Source organism: Pedobacter sp. 01N416, from assembly GCF_056399685.1.
The window spans coordinates 1-455 of record NZ_JBFTRT010001102.1 but is presented as its reverse complement, the minus strand read 5'-3'; the positions used below and the strand labels follow the sequence as shown (position 1 = coordinate 455).

Genomic DNA, 455 nt, shown 5'->3' with positions numbered 1-455 from the left:
TTTGTATACCTTCAAGCCCATCCCCATTATACTGAATTGTAAAATAATTCTTGGCAATGGCATCTCCATACATATAGTAACGGTTTTCCTTATCTGTACAAGCATTGCGAAGCAATGCATAATTACCAGCTAATGCACTTCTTGCATCACCTGCTGATTTCCAAAATTTTTCTAAATAAGTAGAGTTTTTTGGTTCCTGCTCCAATATTTTTTTACAAGAAATAAGTGGAGTTATTAATATAACTAAACTTAATATGCTTAAAGTTTTTAAGTGCTGTCTCATAGTGTTAAAATTAAAATTGAAGTTCCAAACCAAGTGTATATTTTCTTGGGATAGGATATCCCCCGCCATTATATTCCCCATATGGATTTACGTTTTCAGCATCGGGAAGGCGTTTAGACTGCTGGAACATATAAACATTATCTGCAATTGCAAAAAGTTTAAGTTTATTTAC

Annotated in this window: 1 pseudogene; it reads right to left on the bottom strand. The window is 33.0% G+C overall.

Going from position 1 to position 455, the window contains the following annotated elements:
* Positions 1-283, bottom strand: a pseudogene (locus AC1DND_RS29430) (hypothetical protein); the annotation flags it as partial.
* Between the last annotated feature and the right edge of the window lie 172 nt (positions 284-455).